General features: G+C 67.3%; 22 protein-coding genes and 1 pseudogene. 9 read left to right on the forward strand and 14 right to left on the reverse strand.

What is annotated here, in order from left to right; all coding sequences use genetic code 11:
• Window positions 1-10 precede the first annotated feature (10 nt).
• On the reverse strand, window positions 11-931 hold the full coding sequence (locus N5K27_RS21565; RefSeq protein WP_087841451.1) for a LysR family transcriptional regulator: 921 nt from the start codon (window positions 929-931) through the stop codon (window positions 11-13).
• Window positions 932-1,052: 121 nt separating this feature from the next.
• Between N5K27_RS21565 and N5K27_RS21570 the strand changes: the two genes are divergently transcribed.
• The 3 genes from N5K27_RS21570 to N5K27_RS21580 all read left to right on the forward strand — a co-directional run bounded on the left by N5K27_RS21570 (window position 1,053) and on the right by N5K27_RS21580 (window position 3,876).
• On the forward strand, window positions 1,053-1,844 hold the full coding sequence (locus N5K27_RS21570; protein WP_279818666.1) for a class II aldolase/adducin family protein: 792 nt from the start codon (window positions 1,053-1,055) through the stop codon (window positions 1,842-1,844).
• Between the two features lie 90 nt (window positions 1,845-1,934).
• Window positions 1,935-2,906 carry a tripartite tricarboxylate transporter substrate binding protein gene (locus N5K27_RS21575; RefSeq protein WP_279818668.1) on the forward strand — a complete coding sequence of 324 codons (972 nt, stop codon included), beginning with the start codon at window positions 1,935-1,937 and terminating at the stop codon, window positions 2,904-2,906.
• 4 nt (window positions 2,907-2,910) lie between these two features.
• The gene (locus N5K27_RS21580; protein WP_279818670.1) at window positions 2,911-3,876 is read left to right on the forward strand and encodes a D-2-hydroxyacid dehydrogenase; all 966 of its coding nucleotides are present in this window, start codon (window positions 2,911-2,913) and stop codon (window positions 3,874-3,876) included.
• A 23-nt stretch (window positions 3,877-3,899) separates the two neighbouring features.
• On the opposite strand, the gene dnaJ is transcribed toward N5K27_RS21580, so the two are convergent.
• From dnaJ to hrcA, 6 genes are all read right to left on the reverse strand, one after another.
• Entirely contained in the window at window positions 3,900-5,021 is a 1,122-nt protein-coding gene (gene dnaJ, locus N5K27_RS21585) for a molecular chaperone DnaJ (protein WP_279818674.1), read from the reverse strand.
• A 205-nt stretch (window positions 5,022-5,226) separates the two neighbouring features.
• Complete coding sequence (gene dnaK / locus N5K27_RS21590; protein WP_087841456.1) at window positions 5,227-7,167, reverse strand: molecular chaperone DnaK; 1,941 nt, start codon at window positions 7,165-7,167, stop codon at window positions 5,227-5,229.
• 105 nt (window positions 7,168-7,272) lie between these two features.
• The gene (grpE, locus tag N5K27_RS21595; RefSeq protein WP_087841457.1) at window positions 7,273-7,839 is read right to left on the reverse strand and encodes a nucleotide exchange factor GrpE; all 567 of its coding nucleotides are present in this window, start codon (window positions 7,837-7,839) and stop codon (window positions 7,273-7,275) included.
• A gap of 338 nt (window positions 7,840-8,177) precedes the next feature.
• On the reverse strand, window positions 8,178-8,558 hold the full coding sequence (locus N5K27_RS21600; RefSeq protein WP_087841458.1) for a S4 domain-containing protein: 381 nt from the start codon (window positions 8,556-8,558) through the stop codon (window positions 8,178-8,180).
• Between the two features lie 4 nt (window positions 8,559-8,562).
• A complete protein-coding gene (gene hemH / locus N5K27_RS21605) occupies window positions 8,563-9,672 on the reverse strand; it encodes a ferrochelatase (RefSeq protein WP_279818679.1) in 1,110 nt (369 codons plus the stop codon).
• Between the two features lie 83 nt (window positions 9,673-9,755).
• A complete protein-coding gene (hrcA, locus tag N5K27_RS21610) occupies window positions 9,756-10,760 on the reverse strand; it encodes a heat-inducible transcriptional repressor HrcA (protein WP_087841460.1) in 1,005 nt (334 codons plus the stop codon).
• Between the two features lie 230 nt (window positions 10,761-10,990).
• Between hrcA and N5K27_RS21615 the strand changes: the two genes are divergently transcribed.
• Together N5K27_RS21615 and recN are read left to right on the forward strand one after the other, a co-directional pair.
• A complete protein-coding gene (locus tag N5K27_RS21615; protein WP_087841461.1) occupies window positions 10,991-11,887 on the forward strand; it encodes an NAD kinase in 897 nt (298 codons plus the stop codon).
• 32 nt (window positions 11,888-11,919) lie between these two features.
• Window positions 11,920-13,563: a DNA repair protein RecN gene (recN, locus tag N5K27_RS21620; protein WP_087841462.1), complete on the forward strand. Its 1,644-nt coding sequence runs from the start codon at window positions 11,920-11,922 to the stop codon at window positions 13,561-13,563.
• A gap of 30 nt (window positions 13,564-13,593) precedes the next feature.
• Here the strand turns inward: recN and fur are convergent, their stop codons facing one another.
• Entirely contained in the window at window positions 13,594-14,013 is a 420-nt protein-coding gene (fur, locus tag N5K27_RS21625; RefSeq protein ID WP_087841463.1) for a ferric iron uptake transcriptional regulator, read from the reverse strand.
• A 354-nt stretch (window positions 14,014-14,367) separates the two neighbouring features.
• On the opposite strand from fur, the gene N5K27_RS21630 reads away from it, so the two are divergent.
• Both N5K27_RS21630 and dapB read left to right on the forward strand, forming a co-directional pair.
• Window positions 14,368-14,910 (forward strand): outer membrane protein assembly factor BamE, encoded by a 543-nt coding sequence (locus tag N5K27_RS21630; protein ID WP_279818705.1) that lies wholly within the window; start codon window positions 14,368-14,370, stop codon window positions 14,908-14,910.
• Window positions 14,911-14,915: 5 nt separating this feature from the next.
• On the forward strand, window positions 14,916-15,725 hold the full coding sequence (dapB, locus tag N5K27_RS21635) for a 4-hydroxy-tetrahydrodipicolinate reductase (protein WP_279818706.1): 810 nt from the start codon (window positions 14,916-14,918) through the stop codon (window positions 15,723-15,725).
• A gap of 182 nt (window positions 15,726-15,907) precedes the next feature.
• On the opposite strand, the pseudogene N5K27_RS21640 reads toward dapB, so the two are convergent.
• Window positions 15,908-16,495, reverse strand: a pseudogene (locus N5K27_RS21640) (CheB methylesterase domain-containing protein); the annotation flags it as partial.
• A 77-nt stretch (window positions 16,496-16,572) separates the two neighbouring features.
• A complete protein-coding gene (locus tag N5K27_RS21645) occupies window positions 16,573-17,451 on the reverse strand; it encodes a protein-glutamate O-methyltransferase CheR (protein WP_243724575.1) in 879 nt (292 codons plus the stop codon).
• Between the two features lie 74 nt (window positions 17,452-17,525).
• Here N5K27_RS21645 and N5K27_RS21650 point away from each other — a divergent pair, with 74 nt between their 5' ends.
• Both N5K27_RS21650 and N5K27_RS21655 read left to right on the forward strand, forming a co-directional pair.
• Window positions 17,526-19,148: a response regulator gene (locus tag N5K27_RS21650; RefSeq protein ID WP_087841466.1), complete on the forward strand. Its 1,623-nt coding sequence runs from the start codon at window positions 17,526-17,528 to the stop codon at window positions 19,146-19,148.
• Complete coding sequence (locus N5K27_RS21655; RefSeq protein WP_087841467.1) at window positions 19,145-19,777, forward strand: response regulator transcription factor; 633 nt, start codon at window positions 19,145-19,147, stop codon at window positions 19,775-19,777. The genes N5K27_RS21650 and N5K27_RS21655 overlap by 4 nt, the downstream gene beginning before the upstream one ends.
• Window positions 19,778-20,035: 258 nt before the next feature.
• Here the strand turns inward: N5K27_RS21655 and N5K27_RS21660 are convergent, their stop codons facing one another.
• The 4 genes from N5K27_RS21660 to flgJ all read right to left on the reverse strand — a co-directional run.
• Window positions 20,036-20,935, reverse strand: a complete 900-nt coding sequence (locus tag N5K27_RS21660; protein WP_279818689.1) for a response regulator — start codon at window positions 20,933-20,935, stop codon at window positions 20,036-20,038.
• A 72-nt stretch (window positions 20,936-21,007) separates the two neighbouring features.
• Window positions 21,008-22,222 carry a flagellar hook-associated protein FlgL gene (flgL, locus tag N5K27_RS21665; RefSeq protein WP_279818692.1) on the reverse strand — a complete coding sequence of 405 codons (1,215 nt, stop codon included), beginning with the start codon at window positions 22,220-22,222 and terminating at the stop codon, window positions 21,008-21,010.
• A 20-nt stretch (window positions 22,223-22,242) separates the two neighbouring features.
• Window positions 22,243-24,144 (reverse strand): flagellar hook-associated protein FlgK, encoded by a 1,902-nt coding sequence (flgK, locus tag N5K27_RS21670; RefSeq protein WP_165963219.1) that lies wholly within the window; start codon window positions 24,142-24,144, stop codon window positions 22,243-22,245.
• 126 nt (window positions 24,145-24,270) lie between these two features.
• A partial coding sequence (gene flgJ, locus N5K27_RS21675; RefSeq protein WP_279818695.1) for a flagellar assembly peptidoglycan hydrolase FlgJ occupies window positions 24,271-24,739 on the reverse strand: 469 nt, incomplete at its 5' end.

Here is a 24,739-nt window from a genome sequence, read left to right on the forward strand (position 1 = left end):
CGCACAGGCCCTAGAGGGTATCCATGCCCGCGAGTTCGTCGCGCGCGATTTCCACGAAGGCTTCGGCGGCCGGCGACAGGCTCCGGCCCCGTTTATGCACCAGCGAAAAATCCATCGGTACCCGCGGGCCCACCAGCCGGCAGCGCGTCAGATTCTCGTAGCGCATGCCTCCCGCCAGCGCCGATGCCCAGATCGACACCCCCAGCCCGCTGGCCGCCATCCAGAATGCCGAGGACAGGAAATTGACCTCGTGCACGACGTTGAGCGCGATGCCGGCACTGGCCGCGGCCGCCTCCATCCGGCCGCGCATGCCATAGGCCAACCCCTGCCGCACGGCTATGACCGGCTCCCGGGCGAGGTCACGCCAGCGCACCTGGCGGCGGCCCGCCAACGGATGGTCCGTCGCGCATACCAGGCACAGGTGATCGCGCAGCAGCACCCGGGATATCAGCAGGGCGTCCTCGCGCTCCGGCGTGCCGATGCCGAAATCCACGGGCTCGGACAGCACCCTGGCCAGGAACTGGTCCGGCGCGCAATCGTCCAGCACCAGTTGCACGCCGGGATAGGCGTCGCGAAAACGCCGCACCACGCCCGGCATAAGGACGCTGCCCACGGTGGCGGTGACCGCCACGTGGACGCGGCCGATACGGCGGTCGCCCAGGTCTTCCATCCGCGTGCCCAGCCAGGCCACGTCGCCCAGTATGCGTTCGGCGGTGGCGATGATCTCCTGCGCGGCCTGGGTCGGCACCAGCGACCGCGAGGTGCGGTCGAACAACCGCAGGTTCAACGTGGACTCCATCTGTCTGAGCATGGTGCTGACCGCCGACTCGGTCACGGAAAGGCGGCTCGCGGCGGTCGCGAGCTTGCCGAACCTGTAGACGGCGACGAAAGCCCGCAGTTGCCGCAGGCTCAACTGGGTCTCGATGCTCATTCAGATTTTTCTCAAGATTCGAACAAAATGTTTTGATTGGCTTTGGCGCGACCAGGCGATTCAATACTCTATCCCAAGCGCGGCCGGAGCGCCTCGCCATATTGAACACGCTCAGGAATTCATGCGGACCGATACCCCCTCCTCCTCCCGCCCCGCGCCCCACGCCGAAGAATGGCAGATGCGCGTGGACCTGGCCGCCTGCTACCGGCTCCATGCCCACTACGGGTGGACCGATCTCATCTATACGCACATCTCGGCGCGCGTGCCGGGTGCCGAGGAACACTTCCTGCTCAACCCCTTCGGGCTGATGTTCGACGAGGTCTGCGCCTCGAACCTCGTCAAGATCGACATCGACGGCAACGTCGTCGAACCCACGCAGCATCCCGTCCATCGTGCCGGATTCGTCATCCACAGTGCCGTCCATGCCGCGCGTCCGGATGCGCGCTGCGTCATCCACGCCCATACCCGGGCCGGCATGGCCGTGTCGGCGATGAAGTGCGGACTGCTGCCGTTGACCCAGCACGCCATGCTGTTCCACGGCAAGGTTGCCTACCATGACAGCGAAGGACTGGCCAACCAGATCTCCGAACGCGAACGCCTGACCGCCGACCTGGGCGACAAGCCGGTCATGATCCTGCGCAACCACGGCACGCTGGTGGCCGGAGCAAGCATCGGCCAGGCCTTCGCGATGATGTGGCACCTGGAAATGGCGATGCAGGCCCAGGTCGATGCACTGGCCAGCGGCCAGGAATTGACCCTTCCCGACTCCGCCCTGGCCGACAAGATCTCCGCGGCCGGCTTCCGTCCGCCCGGCACGGTCCGCTCGGACGGAACCGTCAGTCCCCTGGGCAACCTCGAATGGCCCGCGCTCTTGCGCATGCTGGACCGCAAGGATCCGTCCTATCGCACTTGATTCACCCCATCGCATCCGGCCCGCCACCGGCGCGCGCCGGCCTCACGACAAGAACGCAGCGCGGCAAGAGCCGCGCGCAAGGAGACAGGCATGTTCCATCGTTGCCGCTATCTGTTCGCCGGCCTGGCCGCCGCGCTGGCCCTGGCGGCCGCGCCCGCCCACGCCTATCCCGACAGGCCGATACGCATCATCATTCCGTACGCGCCGGGAGGCGGTGCGGACGGCTTGTCCCGCCTGCTTGCGCAGCGCCTGGAAAAAACCCTGGGCCAGCCCGTGCTGGTCGAATCGCGCTCCGGTGGCAATACCGTGATCGCCGCGCAAGCGGTCGCACGGGCCGCCCCCGATGGCTACACGCTGTTGATGACGGGCGGTTCGACCATGTCCCTGATCCCGCTCACCAGCAAGCAGGTACCCTACGACGTCCGGGCCGACTTCGCCCCCATCAGCATGCTGTCCAAGGGCCCGTACCTTCTTTGCGTGTCGGCCGAACTCGGCGCCAATACGCTGGACGAGGTGCTCGCCATGGCGCGGGCCAAGCCCGGCGCGCTGTCGTATGCGTCCAATGCCATTGGCGGCTCAGCCCACCTTGGCATGGAACTGCTTGCCCAGCGGGCCGACGTGCGGCTCAACCACGTGCCCTACAAGGGCTTTGCCCCCGCGATCGCCGACGTGGTGTCGGGACGCACGCCGCTCGCCATGCTGGACCAGGCCGCGTTGGGAGGATTCGGCAAGTCGGGCCGCATCAAGGTTCTGGCTGCCACGTCGCTGCAACGCTCCAGCATGTATCCGGACGTGCCGACCCTGGCCGAACTGGGCTTCCCCGGCTATGAGCTGGAAACGTGGTTCGCGCTCTACGCCCCGGCGCGCACGCCGAGCGCGATCATCGACAAGCTTGGCGATGAAATCCGGGCGTGGCTGGCGACACCGGAAGCCCGGCAGGCACTGAACGCGCTCGGCCAGGAAGCCGCGCCGTCCACCGCCAGCGCGGTACGGGCCCGCATCGAAAGCGAACAGCAGTCCTACGGGCCGCTGATCTCGGCGGCGAAGATCAGCACGGACTGATGCCATGCGGACGTCCCCTGCATCCACGGACGATTTCCGGCTGCTCATCGTCAACGCCGATGGCCAATACTATGCGCGGGAACTGACCCGGCGCCTGCCGGATCTCGCGTTCGACTGGATTGGCCCGAACCAGCCGATACCCGATTCGGCTCGGCAGGCCACGGCACTGGCGTGTTTCGCCAGCGCGTTGAACCATGGCTTGCTGCGTGCCTTGCCCCGGTTGCAGTGGCTGCAGGCCTTGTCCTCCGGCGTGGATGGCATCGCGGACCATCCGGACCTGCCGCCGGACGTGGCGTTGACGTCGGCACACGGCATCCACGGCCCGGCCGTCTCGGAAATGGCCTTGACGCTGATGCTCGCCCTGGCACGCGATCTCCCGTCCATCCTGGCGGACCAACGCGCACGCCGCTGGCAGCGCCGACGCCAGCCGCTGCTGCACGGCAAGACGCTCGCGGTAGTGGGAACGGGCTTGATAGCCAGCGAACTGGCAATCAAGTGCCAGGCGCTGGGCATGCATACGCTGGCGGTATCGGCGAGCCCTCGCCAGGTGGCGGGCTTCGACCGGGTGCACGCCCATGGCACGCTGCGCGACGTGGCTGCGCAAGCGGACTTCCTGGTGCTCCTGGCCCCCCTGACCCAGGCAACGCGGGGATTGGTGGACGCCGCCGTGCTGGCGGCGATGAAACCCGGCGCCTTCCTCATCAACCTGGCGCGCGCGGCGCTATGCGATACCGCCGCGCTCGTGAACGCACTTCGCGGCGACAGGCTGGCAGGCGCCGCGCTGGACGTATTCGAACGCGAGCCCCTGCCTGAAGACGATCCCTTGTGGTCGGTACCCAGGCTGTTGATCACGCCGCACATCGGCGGCGAGTCGGACCGTTATGCCGACCAGGTGCTGCCGCTCATCGCGCACAACGCGCGTGCCTGGGCCAGCGGCGACCGGGCCGGCCTGCGCAACCGGGTGCGCTGAACGTCCGGTCGCCCGGTCCGATATCAGCTGAAGAACTCCTTCACCCTGTCCGTCCACGACTTGCTCTGCGGAGAATGCTTGTCGCCGCCTTCGCTCAGCGAAGCCTCGAAGTCGCGCAGCATCTGCTTCTGCCTGTCGTTCAGGCGCACCGGGGTCTCGAGCACGACGTGGCAATAGAGGTCGCCCGGATAGCTGGAGCGCACGCCGCGTATGCCCTTGCCGCGCAGGCGGAAGACCTTGCCCGACTGCGTGCCTTCCGGGATGCTGATCTCGCCGCGGCCGCCCAGCGTGGGCACTTCCAGGTCCCCGCCCAGCGCCGCGGTGGTGAACGGAATGGTCAGCTCGCAGTGCAGGTCGTCGCCGTCGCGCTGGAAGATGCCGTGCGGCTTGATGTGGATCTCGACGTAGAGGTCGCCCGAAGGACCGCCGTTGACGCCGGGCTCGCCGTTGCCGGAGGAGCGGATGCGCATGCCGTCGTCGATGCCGGCCGGGATCTTGACCTGCAGGGTCTTGTTGCGGCGGACCTTGCCGACGCCGTCGCAGGCCGTGCACGGATCGGGGATGACCTTGCCCGTGCCGTGGCAGGTCGGGCAGGTCTGCTGGACGCTGAAGAAGCCCTGCTGCATGCGCACCGCGCCGGTACCGCCGCAGGTGTGGCAGGTCTTGGGCTGGGTGCCGGGCTTGGCGCCGGAGCCGTGGCAGGTGTCACAGTTGTCCCAGCTGGGGACGCGGATCTCGGTGTCGAAGCCGGTGGCGGCCTGCTCCAGCGTGATTTCCATGCTGTATTTCAGGTCGGCGCCGCGGTACATCTGGGCGCCACCGCGCTGGCGGCCGCCGCCGAATATCTCGCCGAAGATGTCGCCGAACGCGTCGGCGAAGCCCCCCGCCCCGCCGCCCATGCCGCCCGCGGCCGCCGCATCGACGCCGGCATGGCCGTAGCGGTCGTAGGCATCGCGCTTCTCGGCTTCGCAGAGGATCTCGTAGGCGTACTTGACCTCTTTGAACTTCTCTTCCGCTTCCTTGGAGCCGGGGTTGCGGTCGGGGTGGTACTTCATGGCCAGCTTGCGGTAGGCCTTCTTGATTTCTTCCTCGGTGGCGGTGCGGGCAACGCCGAGGACTTCATACAGATCGCGTTTGGTGGACATGGTTCTTTCTTCGGTGGCCCGTTTTCAGAAGGCCGGCAATATCTCTGGTGAATAGCGGTTGCGTGCTATTGACGGATTTGGGTAGGCCCCCTGACGTCGCGGGGCAGCCAGGGGGCCTACCCAAATCCTGCACCGGTGCCTGCACCAGCGCAGTCAAAACGAAAAGCGGAACGGCCCACATTGTAGGCCGCTCCGCGGGTACCGCTTACTTGTCGTCTCTTTTGACTTCCTTGAAGTCGGCGTCGACCACGTTGTCGTCGGCCTTGGCTCCGCCGGCGTCACCGCCAGGAGCCGCACCCGCGCCGGCGGCCTGGGCCTGGGCTTGCATGTCGGCGTACATCTTTTCGCCGAGCTTCTGCGAAGCCTTGGACAGCGCCTCGACCTTGGCGTCGATGGTGGCCTTGTCGCCTTCCTTCAGGACGTCCTCGAGATCCTTGATGGCGGCCTCGATGGATTCCTTCTCGGACGCCTCGAGCTTGTCGCCGTATTCCTCCAGCGACTTGCGGGTGGCGTGGACCAGGGCGTCGGCCTGGTTGCGCGACTGCGCCAGCTCGGCCACGCGCTTGTCCTCGTCGGCGTTCGCCTCGGCGTCGCGCACCATGCGTTCGACTTCATCCTCGGTCAGGCCGGAGTTGGCCTTGATCGTGATCTTGTTTTCCTTGCCGGTGCCCTTGTCCTTGGCCGACACGTGCAGGATGCCGTTGGCGTCGATGTCGAAGGTGACCTCGATCTGCGGCGTGCCGCGCGGCGAGGGCGGGATGCCTTCGAGGTTGAATTCGCCCAGCGCCTTGTTGCCGGCGGCGATTTCGCGCTCGCCCTGGAACACCTTGATGGTCACGGCCGGCTGGTTGTCGTCGGCGGTAGAGAACACCTGCGAGAACTTGGTCGGAATCGTGGTGTTCTTCTTGATCATCTTGGTCATGACGCCACCCAGGGTCTCGATACCCAGGGACAGGGGCGTCACGTCCAGCAGCAGCACGTCCTTGCGGTCGCCCGACAGCACGGAGCCCTGGATCGCGGCGCCGGCGGCGACGGCCTCGTCGGGGTTCACGTCCTTGCGCGGATCCTTGCCGAAGAACTCCTTGACCTTCTCCTGCACCTTGGGCATGCGCGTCATGCCGCCGACCAGGATCACGTCGTCGATGTCCGAGACCTTGACGCCGGCATCCTTGATGGCGATGCGGCAGGGCTCGATCGTGCGGTTGATCAGGTCCTCGACCAGCGCTTCCAGCTTGGCGCGGGTGACCTTCAGGTTCAGGTGCTTGGGACCGGAGGCGTCGGCCGTGATGTACGGCAGGTTGATCTCGGTCTGCGTGGCCGACGACAGTTCGATCTTGGCCTTTTCAGCGGCTTCCTTCAGGCGCTGCAGGGCCAGGACGTCCTTGGACAGGTCCACGCCCTGTTCCTTCTTGAACTCGGCGATGATGTAGTTGATCAGCACCTGGTCGAAGTCCTCGCCGCCCAGGAAGGTGTCGCCGTTGGTGGACAGCACCTCGAACTGCTTCTCGCCGTCGACGTCGGCGATCTCGATGATGGACACGTCGAACGTGCCGCCGCCCAGGTCATAGACGGCGATCTTGCGGTCGCCCTTTTCCGACTTGTCCAGGCCGAACGCCAGCGCGGCCGCGGTGGGCTCGTTGATGATGCGCTTGACGTCCAGGCCGGCGATGCGGCCGGCGTCCTTGGTCGCCTGGCGCTGGCTGTCGTTGAAGTAGGCCGGCACCGTGATCACGGCCTCGGTCACTTCCTCGCCCAGGTAGTCCTCGGCGGTCTTCTTCATCTTGCGCAGCACTTCGGCCGACACCTGCGGCGGGGCCAGCTTCTTGTCGCGCACCTGCACCCAGGCGTCGCCGTTGTCGGCCTTGACGATGGCGTAGGGCATCAGGTCGATGTCCTTCTGCACCGCCTGTTCGTCGAACTTGCGGCCGATCAGGCGCTTGACGGCGTACAGGGTGTTCTTGGGGTTGGTAACCGCCTGGCGCTTGGCCGGCGCGCCGACCAGGATCTCGCCGTCTTCCATGTAGGCGACGATCGAGGGGGTGGTGCGGGCGCCTTCGGCGTTTTCGATGATCTTGACCTGCTGGCCTTCCATCACTGCGACGCAGCTATTGGTGGTGCCCAGGTCGATGCCTATGATTTTGCCCATAATCCTTGTTCCTGAAAGAAATCAGAAAATTTCGCTTGATCAATAAATAGGTGGGAATTTCGTTATTTCAATGCCTGCGATAGCTTCTTTCGATCGCGGCGGGCCTTATTTGGCGGCCGCGACCGTCACCAGTGCCGGACGCAGTACTCGATCGACGATCATGTAGCCCTTCTGCAGGGTCTGCAGGACCGTGTTGGCCGGCTCGTCCGACGGAACCGACGCGATGGCCTGATGGTGGTGCGGATTGAATTTGTCCCCGGGCACCGGGGCGATCTCGACCAGTTTGTTGCGCTCGAAGGCGCCGATCAGCTGCTTGAGGGTCACATCCACGCCCTCGCGCAGGGTGTCGATGGACTGGTTTTCCTGGGCCAGGGCAGCCTCCAGGCTGTCCTTGACCGGCAACAGGTTTTCCGCGAATGCCTCGATGCCGAACTTCTGGGCCTTGGAGACTTCCTCCTGGGCGCGACGACGGATATTGTCTGCCTCGGCACGGGCGCGCAGCATGGCATCGTAGTTGTCCTTGGCCTCGGCCTGGGCCGCGGCCAGCTGGGCCTGCAGCGCGACGATGGGATCCTCGCCGCCCTCGGTTTCGGGCGTTTCCGCCGCCGGAGCGGGGTTCACGTTTTCGGGATCCAGATTGGGTTGGTCGCCAGGCTTGTGCTCAGCCGACATTGGTGCCTCCATGAAAAACCAGAAAAATCAGTGACTTGCTTGAACTCTATGCGCGAGATGGGGGTGAAATCTGCGCTTTCAAGTATATCCCCCCCCTACGCGCTGACGCGCGCCCCCCAGGGGGCGATGCGGGTGGACCGGCGGAGCCGGATCCACCGCATCCTCGGTCTAGTGCCCGCTTCTTGGGTTGTGGCACCCGTGCTTCGCTGGCTGCCAGCGGTAGCAACGGTGCTTGAATCCAAGAAACGGGTACTAGACCCAGGAAACCGCGGATCCGGCTTTGCCGGTCCGCCGGTTTCGCCCCCTGGGGGGCGCGCGTCAGCGCGTAGGGGGGGTCCTCAATTGGGGGTTCTAAACCTTTCGATCTTGCGGCGGTCTTGCTTGGTGGGGCGGCCTTTCAGGGTCGCGGCGGGGTCGGCGTTCTGGCGGCGCAGTTCGATGGCTTCCAGGCGGCGTTTCATGCCTTGCTGGGTCTCGTCGTACAGGGTGCGCGCGAAGACCGCCGGGCCGCGCTGGGTGGACAGGGCTCGGACCAGGACCTCCCAATCCTGGTCTCCGGCGCGGATTTGCAGGATGTCGCCGGGACGCACGGCGCGCGAGGGCTTGACCCGTTCGCCGGACACCTTCACCTGCCCTGCCTCGACCGCTTCCTGGGCCAGCGTTCGGGTCTTGTAGAACCGTGCCGCCCACAGCCATTTGTCGATACGTAGTTCTTCCATCACATTACCGGTCCGTCGCCGGCGTCTTGTCGTTCTTGCGCTGCAGCAAGACGGCTGCATGCGCCGCGTCGGCGGGCTGGCGGGCCTCGGAGCGGGTGGTCCAGCCTTGCATGTGGCGCCCGGCCAGGTCTGCCAAGGCCCCTATCCACGCCGGCGAGTCGTTCAACGCGTCGATGTAGCGTAGTTGCCGGCCCCCCGCCAGCAGGAAGGCTTCCTTGCCCTGCATCGCGATCTCTTCCAGGGTTTCGATGCAATCGGCGACGAAGCCCGGGCAGAACACGTCCACGTCAGACACGCCGCTTTTCGCCAGTTCCTTCAGCCGGGGTTCAGTATATGGCTGGAGCCACTCGGCGGCGCCGAAACGGCTCTGGAACGTAATCTCGACCTGTTCGGCATACAGGCCCAGCCGCTCGGCCAGCAGCCGGCCGGTCTCCAGGCATTGCTCGTGATAGGGGTCTCCCAGCGCGATGGAACGCTTGGGCAGGCCGTGGAAACTCAGCACCAGTTTCTGGCCTCGCCCGTTGCTGCGCCAGAAATCCAGGATGCGGATGGCCATCGCCTCGATATAGCCCGGATCGGCGTGGAAATCGCGCACGAACCGGACCTCGGGCACGTTGCGCAGCCGGGCCAGGCACGCGCCCACGGCGTCGGACACCGCGGCCGTGGTGCTGGCCGCGTACTGCGGATACAGCGGCAGGACCAGGATGCGCTCGCAGCCGGTCTCGCGCAGCGAGGCGATGGCCGCCTCGAGCGACGGATTGCCGTAGCGCATGGCCAGCGCCACCTCCACGACCAGCCCCCGGTCGGACAGCGCGCGCGACAGCGCCTCGGCCTGGCGGCGGCTCCAGGCCAGGAGCGGGGAACCCTCGGGCGTCCACACCGAGGCGTAGCGCGCCGCCGCGTCGCGCGGCCGCAGGGTCAGGACCAGGCCGTACAGGATGGGCAGCCAGACCAGGCGCGGAATCTCGACTACCCGGGGATCGGACAGGAACTCGGCCAGGTAGCGGCGGACCGCGGAGGCAGTAGGCGCGTCGGGCGTGCCCAGGTTGACCAGCAGCAGGCCGGTGCGGGTGGGATGGAGGGAAGACGGCGGCGGCTCGGGAAGGAAACGCATGCGTGGCGTGTGCGGGTCTCAGGAATGGCGGGAGGAGCGGCGCGGGGCGGAGATGCCCCCGGCCGTTGCCGGCGGACGCCGGCTCAATGATGGCTCAACGCGTTGGACAGCAGCCGCGCGGTGATGTCGACGATGGGAATCACCCGTTCGTACGACATCCGGGTGGGGCCGATCACGCCCAGGGTCCCCACGACCTTGCCGTCCACCCCGTAGGGCGCCGTGATGACGCTGACCTCTTCCATCGGCACGAGCTGCGAGTCGCCGCCGATGTAGATCTGGACGCCCTGCGCCCGGCTCGAGACGTCCAGCAGCTGCATCAGGTCGGTCTTTTTCTCGAACAGCTCGAACATCCTCCGCAGCTTGTCCATGTCGGCGGTGATGTCGGACACGCCCAACAGGTTCAATTCACCCGAGATGACGACGCTGTCGTCCTCGGTGGCCGCCTCGGCGCTGGCATCCACCGCCAGTTCCATCAGCCGGGAGATGTCCTCGCGCAACTGGCTCAGTTCCCGCTGGAGGATCTGGCGCACGTCCTCGAACGACTTGCCGCTGAAATGCTGGTTGAAGAAATTGGCCGCCTCGGTCAGCTCGGTCGAGGAATAATCCCGCTGGACCATCAGCATGCGGTTCTGCACGTCGCCCTCGGGCGTCACGATGATCAGGAGCACCCTGGTGTCGGACAGCCGGATGAACTCGATCTGGCGGAACATCTGGCTGCGCTTGGGCGACATCACCACGCCGGCGAACTGGGTCAGCTTGGACAGCAGCGAAGCCGCGGCCGCGATGACGCGCTGCGGTTCGGCCGAAGGCAGCAGGGTCTGGATGTGGGTGGCCTCGGAGACTTCGTAGGGCTGCACCGTCAACAGCGAGTCGACGAACATCCGGTAGCCCCGGGGAGTGGGGACGCGCCCGGCGGAAGTATGGGGGCTGTGGATCAGGCCATGGTCCTCGAGGTCGGCCATGACGTTGCGGATCGTGGCCGGCGACAGGTCGAAGACCTTGGAGAGCGTGCGCGAACCGACAGGCTGTCCGTCGGTGATGTAACGCTCGATGAGAGCTTTCAACAATGTACGTGCGCGATCGTCCATAAAGGGATTGTACCCCCCCTACGCGCTTACGCGCGCCCCCCCCCCGGGGGGGGCGGCACTGGCGGACCGGCGGAGCCGGATCCGCAGTGCCCTGGCAACTGCCAGGCTGATGGGGGCCGGGGTTCTTTAGAGGAACGGCGTTCAAGGTGGGTGAACGGATTGAGTATTGGGAATGGCAAAAAGGACCACATGGGGCCCCGTTGGGGGGTCTCCCCTCATATAATGCCTGCATGCATTTTCCCATCGTCGCCCTCGTCGGCAAATACCACGATACCGGCATCGCCGCGCCGTTGCGCGCGGTCGCGCAGATGCTGCGCGATGCCGGACGCGAGGTCGTGTTCGAGAAGGACACCGCCACCAATATCGGCGTCCTGGACTACCCCTCCGCCACCGTCGAGGAGATCGGGCAGCGCGCGTCGCTGGCCATCGTCATGGGGGGCGACGGCACGATGCTGGGGGTGGCGCGGCAGCTGGCGCCCTGGGACGTGCCGGTGGTGGGAATCAACCACGGCCGGCTGGGATTCATCACCGACGTCCCCATCGAGGATGCCGGCACCGCCATCGCCGGCATCCTCGACGGCCAGTTCGAGTCGGAAACCCGCACCCTGCTGGCCTGCAGCGTCATCCGGGGCGAAACCACGCTGGTCTCGGCGCTGGCCTTGAACGACGTGGTGCTGAGCCGGGCCGGCCTGGGCGGCATGCTGGAAGTCACGGTGCAGGTGGATGGCCTGTACATGTCCAAGCAACGCGCCGACGGCCTGATCATCGCCACGCCCACGGGATCGACGGCCTACGCGCTGTCGGCCAACGGCCCCATCCTGCATCCGTCGCTGCGCGGGCTGGTGCTGGTGCCGGTGGCGCCGCAGGCGCTGTCGAACCGGCCGATCGCGATCCCGGACGACTGCACGATAGACATCACCCTCACCCGCTCTCCGGGGGGCCGCGACGAAAGCGCCAGCGTGCACTTCGACATGCAAAGCTGGTCGTCGCTGCAGGAAGGCGACCGCGTCCTGGTGAAACGCGCCGAACATACCATCCGCTTCCTGCACCCGGCCGGATACAGTTATTTTTCCACCCTGCGGCGCAAGCTGCACTGGAACCAGATTTCCGGCACCGCGATCGACTAGTCTTTCCCGCCCCTTCCACCGGCCCCATTCGCATGCTGCGCGCCCTGCACATCAACGATTTCGTGATCGTCGACCAGACCGAGGTCGAATTCGGCCCCGGCTTCACCGTTTTCTCCGGCGAAACGGGCGCCGGCAAGTCGATCCTGATCGATGCGCTGGCGCTGGCCCTGGGCGAACGCGCCGATGCGTCGGTGCTGCGGGAAGGCGCCAGTCGGGCCGAGGTCAGCGCGGTGTTCGACGTTCCGCCGGCCCTGCTGGACTGGCTGGCCGAACGCGAGCTGGACACCGACAGCCTGGTGCTGCGGCGAGTCATCGATGCCCAGGGCCGCAGCCGCGGCTACATCAACGGCGTACCCGCCACCCTGACCCAGTTGCGCGAATTGGGCGAGCACCTGGTCGACATCCATGGCCAGCACGCGCACCAGAGCCTGCTCAAGACCGATTCCCAGCGCGACATGCTGGACGACCACGGGGACCACGGCGCCTTGCGGCGCGAGGTGGCCCAGGCCTGGAAGGCCTGGCGCGAGCTGGCGCGCAGGCTCGAAGCCGTGGAACGCGACGCGGCCTCGCTGCAGCAGGAGCGCGAGCGCCTGCAATGGCAGGCCGACGAGCTCGACAGGCTGGCGCTGAAGGACGGCGAATGGGAGCACCTGCAGGCCGAGCACGGCAGGCTGGCCCATGCCCAGTCGCTGATCGACGGCGCCAGCCAGACCATCGCCGCCCTGGAAGAAGACGATGACGCCGCCCATGCCCGCCTGGCCGCCGCGGCCCAGCGCATCGGCCAGCTGGCGGTGCACGACGCCGCGCTGGCACCGGTGTCCGAGGCGCTGGAATCGGCCCGTATCGCGTTGCAGGAAGCCGTCTCCGACCTGAACAGCTATCTGGGGCGCCTGGAGCTCGACCCCCAGCGCCTGGGCGAAGTCGAGGCGCGCCTGCAGGCGGTGTTCGACACCGCCAGGAAGTTCCGCCTGCAACCGGAGGAATTGCCCGAACGGCATGCCACGCTGCTGGCCCAGCTCGAGACCCTGAAGGAAGCCGAGGACGTCCAGGCGCTGCGCGCCAGGGCCGAAGCCGCCAAGGCCGCCTACGACGCCGCCGCCGCCAAGCTCGGCCGGGCCCGCAAGAAGGCGGCCGGCTCGTTGTCCAAGGCGGTGACCCAGGCCATGCAGACGCTGGCCATGACCGGCGGCCGCTTCGAGGTCGCGGTCGAGCCGGCCGACCCCGGTATCCACGGATCGGAGGCCATCGAATTCCGCGTCGCCGGACATGCGGGCACCACGCCCCGCCCGCTGGCCAAGGTGGCGTCCGGGGGCGAACTGGCGCGGATCTCGCTGGCCCTGTCCGTCATCGCCAGCCGCGCAGCGCGGGTTCCGACCCTGATCTTCGACGAAGTCGACACGGGCATAGGCGGCGCGGTGGCCGAGGTGGTGGGCAGGCTGCTGCGCGAACTAGGCAGTTTGCATCAAGTATTGTGCGTCACCCACCTGCCCCAGGTCGCCGCTTGCGGCAATACGCACCTGCGGGTCGACAAGCGCCAGGAGAAAGGCGCGGCGATCTCCACGGTCAATCGGCTGGACAGGGGGGGACGGGTGGACGAGATCGCCCGGATGCTGGGCGGCATAGAGATCACCGCCACGACGCGCAAGCATGCGCGGGAAATGATAGGCAACAACTGAGGCGGGCCAGCGCCCGCCCCTTGCCTGCCTTCAGCGGCTCTTGGCGCAGTTCTGGCAGATGCCGTAGAGCGACAGCGCGTGCCCGGTCAGCACGAAGTTGTGATCCTTGGCGATCTTCTGCTGGCGTTTTTCGATTTCCGCGTCGAAGAACTCCTCGACCTTGCCGCAATTGGTGCAGACCAGATGGTCATGGTGGTCGCCCTCGTTCAGCTCGAACACGGCCTTGCCGCTGTCGAACTGGCTGCGGACCAGCAGCCCGGCCTGCTCGAACTGCGTCAGCACGCGATAGACCGTGGCCAGCCCGATCTCGACGCTTTCGCCGATCAGGGCCCGATAGACGTCTTCGGCGCTCATGTGGCGCACTTCGGCCTTGCGGAAGACATCCAGGATCTTGAGCCGGGGAAAGGTCGCTTTCAGGCCTATACTTTTGAGTTCGCTTTGATCTGTCATGATGATCCCTTCTGAAAGCGGTTTCGTGTGTCGGTCCCCGCTGGACGGCGGGAACCGGCGTGGGTGCTGGGTCTTCGAGCCCAGTCAGCCATCTGGCGCGCGACACGCGCATGGCGCGGCGCTCCGGCATGGAAGGCGGCGGGACGGCCCGGCTCGGCGCACGAAGCGCCCTGTTACCCGTCCCGCGGCAGCCGTCCTGAAGTGCCGGGAAAGCCCCGGAAAAGCCCAGGCAATCCCCGAGGGCTTTATGATAACGGTTTCCCCAATCAAGACGAGTGCGGATCTGTGCCAAACGCTCTGATTTCCTTCATCCACGGCCAAGCCGGCACCTTGCGGCGGCTGGCCCCGGCCGCGCTGCTGGGCCTGGCGGCATGCAGCTCGGTCAACAACTACGTCCCGAACTTCGTCAAACCCTACCGGGCCGACGTCCAGCAGGGCAACTGGCTGACCCAGCAACAAGTGGAGCTGCTGCGCCCCGGCATGACCCGCGAACAGGTGCGTTTCGCCCTGGGCAGCCCTACCCTGACCAGCATTTTCCATTCCGACCGTTGGGACTATCCGTACCTGTTCACGCCGGGCCACGGGCAGACCGAGGAACGGCGCTTCACCGTCTATTTCGTCAACGACCGGCTCGAGCGCTGGACCGGCGATGAACAGCCCGCCCGCCAGCCGTTCCAGCAGAAGGACACGCGCAAGGCCCTGGGCGCCATCACGCAGCCGGCCCAGCAGGCCCCGAACGCGGCGCCCCTGACGGTCGAGGGCAACGCCGCCTCTCCCAGCCTGGACCCCGGTTCCGCGCCCGCCGTCGCCACGCCGGTCGCTCCGATCGCGCCTCCCGCCGCACCGCCCTCCGGCGACGCGGCCCCCGCTCAACCCGCCACGAATACCAAGGAATGACCTCGATGCGTATCGCCATTGCCGGGGCTACCGGCCGCATGGGCCACATGCTGATCGAAGCCGTGCTCGCCGCCCCCGACCTGGAACTGGCCGTCGCGCTGGACCGCGCAGGCAGCCCCGCCATCGGCCACGATGCCGCCGAGTTCCTGGGCAAACAAAGCAAGGTCACCATCACCGACGACCTGGACGCTCTTGCCCAGGCCGACTGCCTGATCGACTTCACCCGACCCGAGGCCACGCTGGCCCACCTGGAAGCCTGCCGCCGCCACGGCGTCAAGCTGGTCATCGGCACCACGGGCTTCGACGAAGCCGGCAAGGCCGCGATCGCGGCGGCCGCCGACAAGGTCGGCGTGGTCTTCGCGCCCAACATGAGCGTGGGCGTGAACGTCACCCTCAAGCTGCTGGACATCGCCGCCCGCATCCTGAAGGACGATTACGACGTGGAAGTGTTCGAGGTCCACCACAAGCACAAGGTGGATGCTCCATCCGGCACGGCGCTGAAAATGGGTGAAACCGTGGCGCAGGCCTGGGGCAAGCCGCTGTCCGAGGTGGCCGAGTGGGCCCGCCATGGCGACACCGGAGCCCGCAAGCACGGCACCATCGGCTTTTCCTCCGCCCGCGGCGGCGACGTGGTGGGAGACCACACGGTCTTCTTCTGCGGCCCGGGCGAACGCATCGAGATCACCCATCGCTCGAGCAGCCGCGTCAACTACGCCGAAGGCAGCCTGCGCGCCGCCCGCTATCTGGCGGACAAGTCGGCCGGCCTGTATGACATGCAGGACGTCCTGGGTCTGAGGTCCCCCCCTACGCGCTGACGCGCGCCCCCCAGGGGGCGATGCGGGTCCGGCAAAGCCGGATCCACCGCATCCTGGGTCTGGGTGCGGACGTCTCGGGGCGGAGCGCCGCATCCCCTCAACGGTGCTGGCGGACCGGCAAAGCCGGATCCGCTGTGCCCTGGCAACGGCTAGAACGGCCTCTTATGGGGCCGTTTTGCTTTTCAGGGTCCATTGATGGCCTTGTTCTTGGCTTCTACGGCGATGACCAGGCGCTGGGCCATCTGGGGCAGCGGGACGATCTCGTGGACGGCGCCCAGGGCGATGGCTTCGCGAGGCATGCCGAAGACCACGCTCGACGCTTCGTCCTGGGCAAGGTTGTAGGCGCCGGCCTCGCGCAGCGTCAGCATGGCCCGCGCGCCGTCCTTGCCCATGCCGGTCAGCATGACGGCCACGGTGCACGCCCCCGCCGCGCGGGCGGCCGACAGGAACAGGACTTCGACCGAGGGACGGTGGCGATTGACCGGCTCGCCCTCGGACAACTGCGCGTGATAGCCCAGCAGCGGCAGCGGCCGCACCGCCAGGTGCGCGTGGCCGGGAGCCACATAGACGTGCCCTGGATGCAGCCGTTCGTTGTGCTCGGCTTCCTTGACGCGCAGCGGCGTGTGCTTGTCCAGGCGCTCGGCGAAGCTGCGCGTGAACCCGGGCGGCATGTGCTGGGTGATGACGATGGGCGGCAGGTCGGCGGGCAGCGCTTCCAGCAGGTCGCGCAGCGCTTCGGTGCCGCCCGTCGAGGCGCCGATGGCGACCAGCAGCCTGCGGTCGTATTGGGACGGCGGAGGCGCGCGGCCGTCGGCGGGCCGGTGGTGCTCGTCGGTCATGGATGCGCTCAGCCCGGCTGCCTGGCGTAGACGGTACGCCCCTGGAGCACGAAGCGCTGCTGCCCCTGGGAAAAGCTTTCGGAATGCCCGACGAACAGCAGGGCTCCGGCCGGCATCAACCCGGCCATGCGCTCGACCACCCGCAATTGCGTGGGGCGGTCGAAATAGATGAGGACGTTGCGGCAGAACACCGCATCGAGCGGCCCGCGCACCGGCCAGGCGGGATCCAGCAGGTTCAACTGGCGGAAATTCACCAGCGCGCGCAGTTCGGGCCGCACGGCGTACAAGCCCTCGGCTTCCTCGATGAAGTAGCGCCGCGCCTGCTGGTCGGGCACCTTGGCCAGTTGATCCCGCCGGTACACGGCCTGGCGCGCGGTGGCCAGCACATGGGTGTCCAGGTCGGTCGCCAGGATGCGCACCGGCGGCGCCAGGGTCCCGAACACCTCGGCGGCCGTGATGGCCAGGGTCCAGGCCTCTTCGCCCGTGGAAGCGGCCGCGCACCAGAGTTGCAGGGTCTGGCCCGGGCGCTCGGCGGCCAGCCGCTTCAGGTAGGCGGCCAGGATCTGGAAATGGTGGTTCTCGCGGTAGAAATACGTGAGATTCGTGGTCAGCGCGTTGACGAAGTATTCCCATTCGGGCGCGCCGGCGCGCAGGCCCTCCAGGTAGGCGCTGAAGGACGGACGGCCGGTCGCGCGCAGCCGCCGGGCCAGCCGGCTGTAGACCATGCTGCGCTTGGCGTCCGACAGCGAAATGCCGGTGTGCTGCCGCAACAGGGTCCGTATCCGGTCGAAATCCTGGCCGCTGAAGGCGAATTCGGTGCCGACGAGAGAGTCGGCCGTGCCCGGCATGGCGTCGGTCATGGCCAGGAGGCTGGTTCTGGAAGTCACGCTTGGCCCTAAAGGAAAAGCCCCCACGCTATCATTGACGGGATTATCGGCAACACTTACTGATTCATTAAGCAATGTTCAATCGCGGCCCCGTCTCCGTGCAGAACGCCAGCCCCCCGCAGGCCGGCCTGCCTCGCTTCATGACGGCCGCGCCCGGCCAGGCCCCGGCCGCGCTGGGCCCCGACGCCCGCGAAGCCTCGCAACTCGCCATCCTCTTCATCGAGGACTCGCTCGCCGACTTCACGCTGATGCGCGCCGTGCTGGTCGACGCGGGGCTGAACGTCACGGCCCAGTGCGTGGACACCGAAACGACCATGCGGCAGGCCTTGGCCGAACGAGCCTGGGACGCCATCATCAGCGATCATTCCCTGCCGACCTTCAGCGGCCTGCGCGCGCTGAAGGTGGCCAAGGAAGTCGGGTTCCGCGGCCCCTTCCTCATCGTGTCCGGCGCCATCGGCGAGGAAACCGCGGTCGAGGCTATGCGGGCCGGCGCCGACGACTATGTCATGAAGAACAACCTGCGCAGGCTCCCTCCCGCGCTGGAACGCGGCCTGCGCGAAGTGCAGACCCGCGACCAGCGGCAACGGGCGGAAACCGCGCTGGCCTCGGCCCACGATCAGCTGAACGCGGTCTTCTCGGCCACGCCGGTCGCCCTGTTCGCCATCTCGCGCGAGCGTACCGTCACCATGTGGAGCCCGGCCTGCGAAGACCTGACCGGACTGGGCTCGGCCGACACGCTGTCCCGCTCGTTCGCCCTGCCCTCGCAGCCCGACACCTGGAAGCTGCTGACCCTGATCGCCCCGGCGCTGGACGGTTCCGAGGTACGCGGCCTGCCGTTCAGCATAGAAACCCGGGGCGAAAAGCGCGAGTTGCTGGTATCGGCCAGTCCGCTCAGCGGTTCTCCGCCTTCGGGATGCGTGGTCGCGCTGTCCGACGTCACTCACCTGGCCCATGCGCAGGCGGAACTCAGCCGTTCCGAAAGCCAGCTGCGCGAACTCTCCCGCCACACCGAGCGCGTGCGGGAGAACGAACGGGCCGAACTCGCGCGCGAGATCCACGACGATCTGGGCGCCCTGGTCACCCGGATACGCGCCGACCTCGCGCTGGCCCGCCGCCGCTCCCGCGAAAAGGAAACGGCGCAGTTGCTGGACGAAGCCGAACAGATGGTCGCTTCGCTGGGCGAGGCCATCTCCCGTATCGCCCGGGCCATGCGGCCGCCCGTGCTCGACTTCGGCATCGTTGCCGCGATCGAGTGGCAAGCGCGCGATTTCGCGCAGCATACGGGCATCACCGTCAACGTCCACACCAACCAGGACGACCTGGCGCTCGAACTGGAGCAATCCATCGCCGTCTTCCGCATCTTCCAGGAAGCCCTGACCAACGTGTTCAAGCATGCGCAGGCCACGCGCGTGGACGTCGACCTCTTCGCCGACGACAGCACCCTCAGCCTGGAAGTCCGCGACAACGGCATCGGCCTGTCGTCCGACGCGCTGCGCAAGGGAACGTCGTTCGGCCTGCGCGGCATGATGGAACGCGTCCACGGCCTGGGCGGCTGGATGGACATAGGCGGCGCGCCCCAGACGGGCACGCCGCCTTTCCGAGGAACCACACTCATGATTTCGATCCCGTTGAATCCCCCTACGCTCTCCCTGCCTGGCGGAAAATCCCCCCACCACGAGCCGGAGGACCAGGAATGATCCGTCTGGTGCTCGCCGACGACCACGCCATCGTGCGCTCCGGCCTGCGGCAGATCGCGCAGGCCGAGGAAGGCATATCGGTGGTCGGAGAAGCGGCCGATTGCGGCGACCTGCTCGACGTGCTGCGCAAGACCGAGGCCGACGTCGTGCTGATGGACATATCCATGCCCGGCAAGAACGGGCTCGAAGGGCTCAAGCAGGTGCGCGAACGCTGGCCGCGCATCGCCGTGCTCATGCTCAGCATGTATCCCGAGGACCAGTACGCGGTACGCAGCGTCAAGGCCGGCGCGGCCGGCTACCTGCACAAGAACTCCCCGCCCGAAACCGTGATCGAGGCCATCCGGACCGTCGCGCGCGGCAAGAAATACATCACGCCCGAACTGGCCGAACAACTGGCCACCCACCTCAGCCAGGGCGACGAGCGCCCGCCGCACGAATTGTTGTCCGACCGCGAATACCAGACCATGGTGATGATCGCCTCGGGCCGCACCCTGACCCAGATCGCCGAGGAAATCTCCCTCTCGCCCAAGACCGTCTCGGTCTACCGCGCACGCCTGCTCGAGAAGATGAAGCTCAAGAACAACGCCGAGCTGACCCACTACGCGCTGAAACACAAACTGGTGGAGTAGAGGCCCCCCCCTACGCCCTTCGGGCGCCCCCCAGGGGGCGAAACCGGCGGACTGGCAAAGCCAGATCCGCGGTTTCCTGGGTCTAGGGAAACCATCTTGGACTGAAGCACAGTTGCTATCGCTGGCAGCCAGCGATAGCACCGGTGCAACAACCCAAGACAACCCCACTAGACCCAGGATGCGGTGGATCCGGCTCCGCCGGTCCACCCGCATCGCCCCCTTGAGGGGGCCCGCGTAGCGGGTAGGGGGTGGGCTTCCCTAGGGGGTCTCTATACTTCCGATGGCCTCCCGGCCGTCGTCGGTGTAGGCCAGGTCCTTGAAAGTCAGGGCGCGGGCCATGGCGATGCCTCGGCCGTGCATGTCGAAGGCGCGGTCGGGAGAGATTTCCAGGTAGGTTCGCCAGTCGAAGCCGGGGCCCTGGTCCCTGACGCGGAAGCGGATGCGGTCGGGTTCGCGTTCGAAGCTGACGCTGGCGATGCGGTCCCGGTACGGGGCCAGGGACAGCCGCCGCTGGATCTCCGCCGCCCAGCGGCCTTCCATGCTCAGGCGCCCCTTGTCGGCGAAGCCGATTTCCAGGTTGCCGTGTTCGACCGCATTGACCATCAGTTCGGCCAGGCCTATTACCGCCACTTCGGGCGCGGGACACAGCTTGGCCAGGAAGAAGGCCAGTTGCCGGGCCTCGGCCAGGGACACGAAGCCGAAGCTGGCCTGCCGCATGTGGGCGAACACATCGTGCACGTCGGACAGGCGCCGGCGCAGGCCCTTCTGCCGCGCGCGGAACTCGATGGCCGCGCTGACGACCGCGATCAGCATGTCGTGCTCGTACGGCTTGGTCAGGTAGTAGTAGGCGCCCCGGTGTATACCCTCGAGCACGTCGGCGGGGCGCGCGGCCGCGGTCTGCATGATGACCGGGACATCGGCCAGGCGGCGGTCCGCGCGTATGCGGGTCAGGAGCTCGATGCCGTCCAGTCCCGGCATCATCCGGTCGAGCACGATCAGGTCATGGTCGATGCCCGGATCCTGCAGCACGTCCCAGGCCTGGATGCCGTCCTGCACGCACCGGAGCCGATAGCGAGGATCGGACAGGTGCTCGGAAATGATTTCCAGGTTGAGCGGCTCGTCGTCGACGACGAGGATGTTGAACGGTTCCTGCGACATGAAGCATCCGGTGTGGCCAGGTGAACGCGCCGGCAGCGCCATCGCGTCCATCCGCCGCCGGATCCTGCCTGCTTACAGGAAATTGAAAATGGACATCCGGGCGATCTGCGTATAGGTCTGCTGCGCGGCCTGCACAGTGTACGTGCGTTTGGCCAGTTCGCCGGTCAGTTCCGTCATGGTCTCCAGGTCGGACCCCACCACGCGGGAGATCTCGCCGGTGATCTGGTCGCCGCGGGTTTCGCCCGCGGTGGTGGCCGCCTCGATCTCGGTCAGGCGGCTGCCGATGGACGAGCGAGCCTCGAGCAGCCGGTTCATGGCCGAGTTCAGGTTCAGGTTGACCTCGTACAGCGCGTTGGCCCGCGAGACGGATTCGGTCGCGGAAGCCGGCTGGCTCAGGGCGGCGATGGCCTGGTCCAGCGTATCGAATACGCTTTGCGAACGCGACGGGCCGAAGCTCAGCGTGTCGCCTTCGGCCGGCCGGCCGCTGATGCCGATCTGCACACCGGCGATATCTATCGCCTGGCCGTCCTCGCCCAGGGTGCCGGTGCCCACCTCGGCCCCGTCCTTGTCCGAAACGGTATAGGCGCCGTCGGCGCCGAACTCGATGGTGTACGGACCGTAGGCCGCCGCGGCCGACCAGGCCTGGCAGTCGGTGACCGTGCTGGCGGTCAGCGTCGCGCTGCCGGTATTGCCGCTGCCGGCGCCGACATCCAATCCGTTGCGGCCGGTGGGGATGTCGCCGAACAGGTAATTGCCGCTGAAGCTGACGTCGATCACGCGGTTGGGGCCGATCTGGCTCTGGCGCACGCCGGCATCGCCTTGGTAGACCACGCCCGAGGCGTTGCGCACGAAAGGCTGGCTGTCGCGCTTGTAGCCGGCGAAGATGTAGTTGCCGTTCTCGTCCTGGGTATTGGCCACGCTCATCAGCTGGTCGCGCAATTCTTTGAGATCGGCCAGGATGGATTGCCGGTTTTCCTCGTTCAGCCCGCCGCCGCCCGCCTGCACGACGCGGGTCAGCGCCAGTTGCAGGGTGCCGCCCGCCTCCACCAGATAGTTCTCGGTGCCCTCGAGCAGGCCCTTGGCGTCCGCCTGGTTCTTCAGCATCTGTTCGTTGGCCTTGAGCGTGGCGTCCAGCGCCACTTCGCGGCCGGCCGCGACCGGATCGTCGGACGGACTGAGCAGCTTGCGCTGGGCGGAGAGCTGCTGCGAGACCTGCAGCAGTGCGCTCTGCTGGCTGGTGATGGCCCGGATGCTGTTGTCGTAGAACTGGTTGGTGCTGACTCTCATGGCGGTCCGTAGGCGTATCGTTAATGGATGGCGGCGAGCAACTGGTCGAAGAGCTCGGAAGACATGCCGAGCACCTTGCCGGCGGCGGCATAGGCCTGCTGGTAGCGCAGCAGGTTGGCTCCTTCTTCGTCCAGGTTCACGCCCGACAGCGACTGTTCGCTGGCCACCGCCTGGTCGAAGGCGGTCTGCTGCGCGGCCTTGCTGATGTTCAGCGAAGCCGCGCGCGTGCCGACGCTGGAGATGAGCCCGGCATAGGAATCGGTCAGCGTACTGCCCCCGGCGATCTTGGTGGTCCCCAGCCCGGCCATGGCCAGCGCGTTGCGGTTGTCGCCCGCGGGGGCCCCCGGGTCGGCCTTGACGGTGATCCGGTCCCCGGCGGCCGGGATGCCGGACACGTCGAAGGCCCAGCCGTTGTACGAAATGGTCTGCTGCGGCGGCTGCAAGGAACCCGTCGACAGGACGCTGCCGTCCTCGCCCAGCAGCTCGTAGCCCGTGGCGGACGTGAAGCGGACGGTGACCGAAGTGCCGTAGTCGGGGCTGCCCGACTCGACCGAGCGCAGGCGCGACGCCTGCGCCGTGCCGGTATTGGTGTCCGCCGTCACCAGGCCCATGGGGGCGGCGGCGGCCAGCTTGCCGGGATCGGCCAGGGTCACTTCGACGCCCGCCGCGGCCTGGCTGGCGACCTTGATGGTGAAGGTGTCCCCGTCGGCCAGGCCGCCGTCGGCCAGGCCGATGCTCAGGCCGTCCACGTTCTGCGGCAGCGACGAGAACGGGCCCAGTTCGGTACCGTCGTCGAGCCGGGTCACGACGTACTCGCTACCCACCCGGGTCAGCTGATAGTCGCTGCCGGTCAGCGAGCGCGTGTCGGCGATGCCCACCGCCAGCCGCGCATCGCCGGTGTTGCCGCGCTGTCCCACGGCAACGGGGTTGCCGATGCGGAACAGGGCCTGGCCCGGCTGGCCGTTGCTGTCCATGCCGAATTGCTGTTGCTGGTTGTAGGCCGCCGCCATGGCAATGGCCAGGCGCCCCAGTTCGGACTGGGCCTGGGCCAGCTCGTTGTCGCGGAATTGCAGCAGTGCGCCCAATTGGCCGCCGTCGATGTCGTCCTGCTTGAGCTGCATGGTGTGGCTGCCGACGGTCAGCGACAGGCTGGTACCCGTGGGCGACGCCGGGTCGCGGGTGTCGATCCGCAACTGCGCGGCCACCTGCTCCATGACCAGCGGCTGGCCGTTGGTCAGATAGACGTTGATGCTCGTGCCCTGGGTGCTGGTGGTGATGCCCGTCAGCCTGCCCAGCTCGCGCACCAGCACGTCGCGCTGGTCCAGGAGGCCGTTGGGCGCCTGGCCCTGGCCGGTGCCATAGGCGTCGCCGATCTTGGCGTTGTAGGCGGCAATGCTCTGCACCAGCTGGTTGATCTGTCCCACCGTGGCGCTGGCCTGGTTGTCGATGCCCTGGCTCAGGGTGGAGAGATCCTCGCTGATGGCGCGAAAACGCGCCGCCGTCGACTGCGCCGCCGCCAGCGCGGCCTGCCGCGACGCGGTCTCGGCGGGATTCTGGCTGAAGCGGCCCAAGGCCGAATACAGCGCGTTCAGGCTCTGGTTGATCCCGGTGTCCACCGACCCGAGCCGGTTGATCAGGCCGCTCATCTGGTCCGAATAGGTGGAGAGATAGCTGAGCGTCGATGCCGACTGGCTGGCCTGGCTGGACAGGAAATCGCTGTAGGCGCGCTGGACCGTGACGACGTCCACTCCCTGCCCGAAATAGCCGGCGCCGCTGAAGTTCGACATGGCCGACTGCAGCATCACCTGCTGGCGCGAGTACCCGGGCGTCCCCTGGTTGGAGATGTTGTTGGCGGTCACGGCCAGCCCGGCCTGGGCGGCGCGCAATCCGGTCAATGCGATGTTGGCGATGTTCGTGGTCATGGTTTCATGCGGGCTGCCTGGCGTGCGCGGCGGCGCCATGCACGGCTGATGTCTCTCTTAACGGACGCCGGCGTCCAAGCTTGAGCATGCCGGCGGCCTTCTGCCCGGTCGGGAACGGATCCGCCGCTAGACGACGATCTGCATGGCCCGCCGGATGGTGCTGCCCAGCTTTTCGGCATACCTGGGGTCGGTCGCGTAGCCGGCCCGCTGCAGGCCCTGCGCGAACTGCTCCGCGCTGCCGGCCGATTGCAGCACCTTGGCGTAGCGGGGATTCGACGCCAGCAGGCGCGCGTAGTCCTCGAACGCCTGCTCGTAGGAGTCGTAGGCGCGGAACTCCGCCGTCACGCGCTCCGGCGTGCCGTTGCGGTATTCGGTCGTGCGCGTGCGCACGGTGCGGCCGTCCCAGCCCGTGGCCTTGATGCCGAACAGGTTATGGCTGGCCTCTCCCTGGGCGCCACGGATCTCCCGCCGTCCCCAGCCGGATTCCAGGGCGGCCTGGCCCAGGATGTAGGCGGCGGGGATCCCCGTCGCCGCTTCCGCGCGTCTGGCCGCGGGCAGGAACTTCCCCAGGAACTCGGCGCGCACCTCTTCCGCC

The sequence above is a fragment of the Pigmentiphaga sp. GD03639 genome, assembly GCF_029845405.1.
Taxonomy (GTDB): domain Bacteria; phylum Pseudomonadota; class Gammaproteobacteria; order Burkholderiales; family Burkholderiaceae_B; genus Pigmentiphaga; species Pigmentiphaga daeguensis.